The following is a 6,787-nucleotide window of genomic DNA, read 5'->3' on the forward strand; positions in this document are numbered from 1 at the left end:
ACACGATGGATGGTGCGGGGATCGGCCGCGCTTCTCGCGCTGGCGATCCTCGCGCTGCTCGGCTTCGTCTTCCGTCCCGACCGCGCGGTTCGCGTCGCGACCGGCTTTGTCGCGCACAATGTCTGCAGCAAGGTTTTCGTCTCCGGCCTCGACCCGCAGGGCGTGTTTGCGGAAACGACGGAGCGCGAAGGCATCCGCCGCCTGCGCCCGCTGCTGCGGCTCGACCTCGATCGCGCGGCGAAGACCGCCGACGTCTCGTTGCTCGGAGGTTTTCGCAGCCACGCGATCTTTCGCGAGGGGTTTGGCTGCGTGCTGGTGCATGGCGCAAGTCAGCCTTACCTGCCCAAGATCGACCTCGTGGCGGCGAGAGCGGCGAAGGCCCCGCCGCTGCTGCCGGAGATCGCGGGGCCCACGGTGGTCGAGCCCGGCGATCCCGCGCTGAAGGCCGCGCTCGATCATGCCTTCGAGGAGCCGGCCGCGCCGCCGTTCCGGCGCACCAAGGCGGTGGTCGCGGTGCGCGACGGCCGCATCATCGCCGAGCGCTACGCCGCCGGCATCGGGATCGACACCGAGCTCCTCGGCTTCTCCATGACCAAGTCGGTCATCGCAACCCTGATCGGCGTCATGACCCAGCAGGGCCTGACCAGCCCGTCGCTGCCGGCACCGATCCCGGAATGGCGCGGTCCGGCCGATCCGCGCCGCCAGATCGAGGTCGAGCATCTGCTGCGGATGACGACGGGGCTCGAACTCGACGAGACCAATAGCGGGTTCGACCCGTCGAGCCGGATGGTGTTCCTGCACGACGACATGGCCGCCTTTGCCGTTCAGGCCAGGCCGATCGCACCGCCGGGACGACGCTGGCACTATTCCAGCGCCACCACGCAGATCCTGGCGCGAATCGTCCGCGACGCCACCGGCGGGCCCGAGCAGAGCCTCGCCTATGCCTGGCGCGAATTGTTCAATCCGCTCGGCATGCGCCACGTGACGCTGGAGCTCGACGGCGCCGGCACGCTGCAGGGCACGAGCTACATGCTGGCGAGCGCACGCGACTGGGCGCGCCTCGGCCAGCTCTATCTCGACGACGGCGTGGTCGGCGGCAAGCGCCTGCTGCACGAGGACTGGGTGGACTTTTGCGCGGCGGCCACGCGAGACACCGATTACGGCGCGGGCTTCTGGACCAACCGCAGCGAGCATCCGAACGCGAAGGGCCGGGTGAAGCTGGGCATTCCGCGCGACGCGTTCTTCGCCTCGGGCGATCTCGGCCAGCGCATCTTCATCATCCCGTCACAGCGCCTGGTGGTGGTGCGGCTCGGCGACGCGGTCGATCCGACCGGCGACATCCGTGGCGCGGCGCGGCTGGTCAGGGAAGTCGTCGCAGCGACGCAGTAATCGCTACCGTCCCACCTGGTACGGTCCGCCCTTCTCCAGCGCACGGCTGTAGGCGGGGCGCGCGTGGATACGCTCGAGGAACGCCATCGCCTTGGGATGGTCCTGCTCCAGCCCGCCGCGCGCCTGGGCCGCTTCGAGCGGAAAGCTCATCTGGATGTCGGCCGCGGTGAACTCGCTGCCGGCGAACCACTCGCTCTTCGCAAGCTCGCCCTCCCAATAGTCCATGTGCTGCCTGAGCTGCGGATTGACCAGCGCGGTCAGCGCCTGGTTCGAGACCTTGCGCACCAGCGGCCGCAACAGCGCCGGCGCGCGCTTCGGCATCAGCGTGAACAGCAGCTTCAGCAGCAGCGGCTGCATCGCGGAACCTTCCGCATAGTGCAGCCAGTAGGTGTAGCGCTGCCGCTCCGGCGTGTTCGACGGCGGGATGAGACGCCCGTTGCCATAGGTGGCGACGATGTATTCGATGATGGCGCCGGACTCGGCGATGGTGTTGCCGTTGTCGGTGATGACGGGCGACTTGCCGAGCGGATGGATGGCGCGCAGCTCCTTCGGCGCACGCATGTCCGGCTGACGCTGATAGCGCACGATCTCGTAGGGCACGCCCAGCTCCTCGAGCAGCCACAGCACGCGCTGCGAGCGTGAGTCGTTGAGGTGGTGAACCGTCAGCATCGCGCATCCTCTCGCTGGGCGTGGTCCGGTATCGTCGGCGGCCGGTGCGTTGGTGCCCGCCGGCAGGCCGAATGTCGAGGCGCCGGCCGCGCGATTTACACCCGGGCATATTGACGCGCTTATTTTACCCGGATATAAAGATGACTTGATACTCAATTCGGTAGTGATTCCAATGCAAGAGAACTTCACGGCCTTCAGGGGTCAGCGCCGCCTGGCGTCAGGACCGGTCGCCGAGGTCGCGCTCGCCGTGAAGCGCGCGCAGGCGCAACCGGGCGAGCCGATCCTCATCTTCGACGACGCCAGCGGTCGCGCGGTCGATTTCGACCTGCGTGGCGAGGAGGACGAGGTGCTGGCGCGGCTCGCGCGGCCGGACACGGCGCAGGAACCGGGCGCCCCGCGCGGCCGGGGGCGGCCAAAACTCGGCGTGATGGCGCGGGAGGTAACGCTCCTGCCGCGACACTGGGAGTGGCTCAACGCGCAAGCAGGCGGCGCATCGGTCGCGCTGCGCAAGCTCGTCGAGGAGGCACGGCGCGCCCATGGCGAACGCGACCGCGCGCGGCAGGCGCGCGACGCGGCCCATCACTTCATGTCGGCGATGGCCGGCAATCTCGTGCATTTCGAGGAGGCCGCGCGCGCACTGTTTTCCGAGGACCGGCGCCGCTTCGAAGGCCTGATCGCGGACTGGCCCGCCGACATCCGCGAGCACGCGGCGAGCCTCGCCTATGGCGAGCGGGCCAAAGTATTATGACCATCATTATAAGGTGGACCTCGGCCGCGCCCTGCGCCACAATACCGGCGGAAGCGCAGTCAGGGAGGACGTTTTGACCCGCACAGCCCCGCAATTCCTGTTCGATTTCGGCAGCCCCAACGCCTATCTCAGTCATGAGGCGATCCCCGCGATCGAGCGCCGGATCGGCGTGAGGTTCGAATACGTGCCGATCCTGCTCGGCGGCATCTTCAAGGCGACCAACAACCGCTCGCCGGCCGAGACGCTCGCGGGCATCAAGAACAAGCGCGAATTCCAGGCCGTCGAGACACAGCGCTTCCTCAAGCGGTTCCACGTCCAGCCCTATGTCTGGAATCCGTATTTTCCGGTCAACACGCTGAACCTGATGCGCGCGGCGATCGCGGCGCAGCTCGAGGGCGTGTTCGAACGATATGTCGAGGCAGCCTTCCACCACATGTGGCGCGAGCCGAAGAAGATGGACGATCCGGACATCGCGATGGCGGCGATCGCCTCCTCCGGCCTCGACGCGAAGAAGCTGTTTTCCCGCGCGCAGGAATCCGAGGTCAAGGCGAAGCTGATCAGGAACACCGAGGACGCGGTCGAGCGCGGCGCCTTCGGCTCGCCGACCTTCTTCGTCGGCAAGGAGATGTTCTTCGGCAAGGAGCAACTGCGCGAGGTCGAGGAGCTGGTGCTGGGAAAGGGCGAGTAGCGAGTGGCGAATAGTCGAATTGGGACTCGCAATTCGCGAGGTCATGCCCTATTCGCTATTCACTACTCGCTATTCGCATTGCCCAGCGGAGCATCCTCATGCGCATCCTCGTGGTCGGCGCCGGCGCCATCGGCGGCTATTTCGGCGGCAGGCTGCTGCAGGCCGGCCGCGACGTCACCTTCCTGGTGCGGCCGCGGCGCGCCGCCGAGCTCGCGAGCTCCGGCCTCGTCATCAGGAGCCCGAACGGCGACGTGACGCTGAAAAACCCGCCGGCGGTGCAGGCGGACAGCCTCAAGCAGGCTTTCGACGTCGTACTCCTGAGCTGCAAGGCGTTCGATCTCGACGATGCCGTCACGTCCTTTGCGCCGGCGGTCGGGCCGACGACCGCAATCATCCCCGTGCTCAACGGCATGCGGCATCTCGACGTGCTCGACCAAAGGTTCGGCTCGGCGCGCGTGCTCGGCGGGCTCTGCGCCATCGCCGCGACCCTGAACGAGAAGCGCGAGGTCGTGCAGCTGCAGCCGATGCAGTCGATCAATTACGGCGAGCGTGACGGGACGCTGTCGGACAGGGTGCTGGCGATCGACGAGACCTTCAGGAGCGGCATCGCAGGGGCGGCCGCCAGCCGGAACATCCTTCAGGACATGTGGGAGAAGTGGGTATTCCTCGCCTCGCTCGCGGCCGCGACCTGCCTGATGCGCACCTCCGTCGGCAACATCCTCGCCGCACCCGGCGGCAAGGATTTCATGCTCGGCATGCTCGACGAGACCAGCGCGATCGCGACCTCCGCGGGCTTTCCGCCGGGCGGGCCGTTCTTCGAGCGCGTCAGGGGGATGCTGACCGCCGAGGGATCGCCGATGACGGCCTCGATGTTCCGCGACGTCAAGGCCGGCCTGCCGGTCGAGGCCGATCACATCATCGGCGACCTCATCGCGCGCGCCGAGGCCGCCAAGGTGCCTGTGCCGAAGCTGCGCATCGCCTACACGCATCTGAAGGCGTATGAGAAGCAGCGGGGATAGGCGAGTAGCGAATGGCGATTGACGCCTCGACTACTCGCTACTCCCTATTCGCCATTCGCCTCTACTGCAGATGCGCCATGTAATGCGCGAGCGCGGTGATCTCCTCCTCGCTCAGCGAATAGGCGATGTCGGCCATGGCGGCGACGCCGCCGCCGACGCGCAGGCCCGCCTTGTACTCGTGCAGCGCCTTCACCAGATATTCCTCGCGCTGGCCGGCGAGCCGCGCCACAGCCTTGGTGCCGGCGTAGCTGTCGGTATGGCACCGCGCGCAGCCGCGCCCGCGGGCTGCTTCCGCGCCCTTCTTCGAGAGATTGGGATCATTGTCCGGCGGCCCCTTGGGCGGGGCAAGCTGCGAGAAATAGGCGCCGAGATTGCGGATATCCTCGTTGCTGATCTCTTCCGCGATCGGCTGCATCTGCTCGCTCTTGCGCGAGCCGGCGCGAAGAAAGACGAGCTGCCACTGGAGAAACTGGTCGGGCTGGCCGGCGAGCGAGGGAATGTTCTCGGTCTGTGAGATGCCGTTCTCGCCGTGGCAGCCCGCGCAGATCTCGGCTTTCGTCTTGCCGGCCGCGGCGGCGTCCGCGGCACGGGCGGGATTGAACGCTATCCCCATGAACGCAAGGCCGAGTGTCGCGGACCGCATCAACTGCTTGCGCATCTGTTGCACCATCGCTGAATTCGCCATTCCGGGATGCGCGAGCGCAGACCCGGAATCCATAACCACGGCTCGGGGTCATGGGTTCCGGATTCGCGCGGCGCGATCCGGAACGACGGCATGCTGAAAAACAGAGGCTGCGGCCGCCAGACGTGGCCGCCGCAGCCCCTCGGGTTATCGTCGCAGTTCTACTTCTTGCTGTAGCTGATGCGATAGATCGCGCCGGCCCAGTCGTCGGCGACGAGGATCGAGCCATCCTTGGCGAGGATGATGTCGTCGGGACGGCCGAGATAGCCCTGGTCGCCCTCGAGCCAGCCGGAAGCGAACACCTCCTGCTTCGGGTTCTTGCCGTCGGGCCCGACGATCACGCGCATGATGCGCGCGCCCTGATACTTGTGGCGGTTCCAGGAGCCGTGCTCGGCGATCAGGATGTTGTTCTTGTACTCGGCGGGGAACTGGTCGCCGGTATAGAACTTCATGCCGAGCGGCGCGACGTGCGCGCCGAGCTTGAGCACGGGCGGCGTGAACTCCGAGCACTTGTGGCCCATCGCGAACTTGGGATCCGGCAGGTCGCCCTGGTGGCAGTACGGATAGCCGAAATGCTCGCCCATCTTCGAGATCATGTTGAGCTTGTCGCTCGGCAGATCGTCGCTGACCCAGTCGCGCGCGTTCTCGGTGAACCAGTACTTGCCCGTGCGCGGATCGACGTCGCCGCCGACCGAGTTGCGGACGCCGAGCGCCCAGAGTTCGGCGTTGCCGGTCTTGGGATCGACGCGCCGGATCTGCGACACGCTGGTCGGCGGGATGCCGATGTTGAAGGGCGGTCCGAACGGCAGGTAGAACCAGCCGTCCTTGTCGACCGCGATGTATTTCCAGCCGTGCGCCGCGTAGGACGGCATGTCGTCATAGACGACCTTGCCCTGGCCGAGATTGTCGAGATTGGCTTCGGCATTCTCGTACTTGATCAGCTTGTCGGTCGCGATGACGTAGAGCGCGCCGTCGCGGAAGGCGAGCCCGGTCGGCATGTTCAGACCCTTGAGGATGGTCTTGACCTCGCGCTTGCCGTTGTTGTCCTTGATCGCATAGACGTTGCCGAGGCCGAACGAGCCGACGAACAGCGTGCCCTTGTCGCCCCAGGCCATCTGCCGCGCGGCCAGCACGCCGGGCGCCCACACCTCGATCTTGAAGCCCGCGGGCAGCTTGATCTTCTTCACGATGTTGGCGAGCTCGGCCTCCGACGCGCCCGTCGGCGGTCCGGATGGCGGCGCCAGGCCCTTCTGCGCCTCGGTCTCGTCGCCGAGGAACCAGTCATCCGGCGGATGGGTCCAGAATTCCTTGGTGCCGGATTCGTATTTCTTCAGCGCCCGGTTCTTGTCCTGTTGCTGCGCATTGACGACGGTCGTGCCCGCGAGTAGGGCAACCGCCGCCAGCGCAAATACGGATCGATGCAAAGCCGATGTCATTGCGTCACTCCCCTAAGGCAGCCCCAGAGGGCTGCACTGCTTATTTTGTTTTGGCTATTCGAGAGACGAAGTTCGAAGTCTGTCGGTAGGATCAGACCGAACGAGGCTATCACATCTTGAGGCGGTGAGAAGGAGGACGCGCGCGCCGCGGTTGGG

Annotated in this window: 7 protein-coding genes; 4 read left to right on the top strand and 3 right to left on the bottom strand. The window is 66.5% G+C overall.

Annotated features, from left to right (window positions below; translation table 11 throughout):
• The first annotated feature begins 9 nt into the window (after positions 1-9).
• Positions 10-1,389, top strand: a complete 1,380-nt coding sequence (locus tag KGM94_RS00445; protein ID WP_300253763.1) for a serine hydrolase — start codon at positions 10-12, stop codon at positions 1,387-1,389.
• A gap of 3 nt (positions 1,390-1,392) precedes the next feature.
• Here KGM94_RS00445 and KGM94_RS00450 read toward each other — a convergent pair whose 3' ends face one another.
• The gene (locus tag KGM94_RS00450; protein WP_300253765.1) at positions 1,393-2,058 is read right to left on the bottom strand and encodes a glutathione S-transferase; all 666 of its coding nucleotides are present in this window, start codon (positions 2,056-2,058) and stop codon (positions 1,393-1,395) included.
• Positions 2,059-2,230: 172 nt separating this feature from the next.
• On the opposite strand from KGM94_RS00450, the gene KGM94_RS00455 reads away from it, so the two are divergent.
• The 3 genes from KGM94_RS00455 to panE all read left to right on the top strand — a co-directional run bounded on the left by KGM94_RS00455 (position 2,231) and on the right by panE (position 4,513).
• Positions 2,231-2,806 (top strand): DUF2239 family protein, encoded by a 576-nt coding sequence (locus KGM94_RS00455; protein ID WP_300253767.1) that lies wholly within the window; start codon positions 2,231-2,233, stop codon positions 2,804-2,806.
• A gap of 73 nt (positions 2,807-2,879) precedes the next feature.
• On the top strand, positions 2,880-3,494 hold the full coding sequence (locus KGM94_RS00460) for a 2-hydroxychromene-2-carboxylate isomerase (protein WP_300253769.1): 615 nt from the start codon (positions 2,880-2,882) through the stop codon (positions 3,492-3,494).
• A 98-nt stretch (positions 3,495-3,592) separates the two neighbouring features.
• Positions 3,593-4,513 (top strand): 2-dehydropantoate 2-reductase, encoded by a 921-nt coding sequence (panE, locus tag KGM94_RS00465; RefSeq protein WP_300253771.1) that lies wholly within the window; start codon positions 3,593-3,595, stop codon positions 4,511-4,513.
• Positions 4,514-4,574: 61 nt separating this feature from the next.
• On the opposite strand, the gene KGM94_RS00470 is transcribed toward panE, so the two are convergent.
• Both KGM94_RS00470 and KGM94_RS00475 read right to left on the bottom strand, forming a co-directional pair.
• Positions 4,575-5,171, bottom strand: coding sequence for a c-type cytochrome (locus tag KGM94_RS00470; RefSeq protein ID WP_300253786.1), 597 nt, complete (start codon positions 5,169-5,171; stop codon positions 4,575-4,577).
• 185 nt (positions 5,172-5,356) lie between these two features.
• The gene (locus KGM94_RS00475; protein WP_300253773.1) at positions 5,357-6,631 is read right to left on the bottom strand and encodes a PQQ-dependent sugar dehydrogenase; all 1,275 of its coding nucleotides are present in this window, start codon (positions 6,629-6,631) and stop codon (positions 5,357-5,359) included.
• Between the last annotated feature and the right edge of the window lie 156 nt (positions 6,632-6,787).

Source organism: Bradyrhizobium sp., assembly GCF_028868675.1.
GTDB lineage: Bacteria > Pseudomonadota > Alphaproteobacteria > Rhizobiales > Xanthobacteraceae > Bradyrhizobium.

What these genes read in the sequence shown, in the direction of transcription:
- KGM94_RS00445 (WP_300253763.1), top strand. Translation starts at nt 10, where the DNA reads ATGGTGCGGGGATCGGCCGCGCTTCTCGCGCTGGCGATCCTCGCGCTG.
- KGM94_RS00450 (WP_300253765.1), bottom strand. Translation starts at nt 2,058, where the DNA reads ATGCTGACGGTTCACCACCTCAACGACTCACGCTCGCAGCGCGTGCTG.
- KGM94_RS00455 (WP_300253767.1), top strand. Translation starts at nt 2,231, where the DNA reads ATGCAAGAGAACTTCACGGCCTTCAGGGGTCAGCGCCGCCTGGCGTCA.
- panE (WP_300253771.1), top strand. Translation starts at nt 3,593, where the DNA reads ATGCGCATCCTCGTGGTCGGCGCCGGCGCCATCGGCGGCTATTTCGGC.
- KGM94_RS00470 (WP_300253786.1), bottom strand. Translation starts at nt 5,171, where the DNA reads ATGCGCAAGCAGTTGATGCGGTCCGCGACACTCGGCCTTGCGTTCATG.
- KGM94_RS00475 (WP_300253773.1), bottom strand. Translation starts at nt 6,631, where the DNA reads ATGACATCGGCTTTGCATCGATCCGTATTTGCGCTGGCGGCGGTTGCC.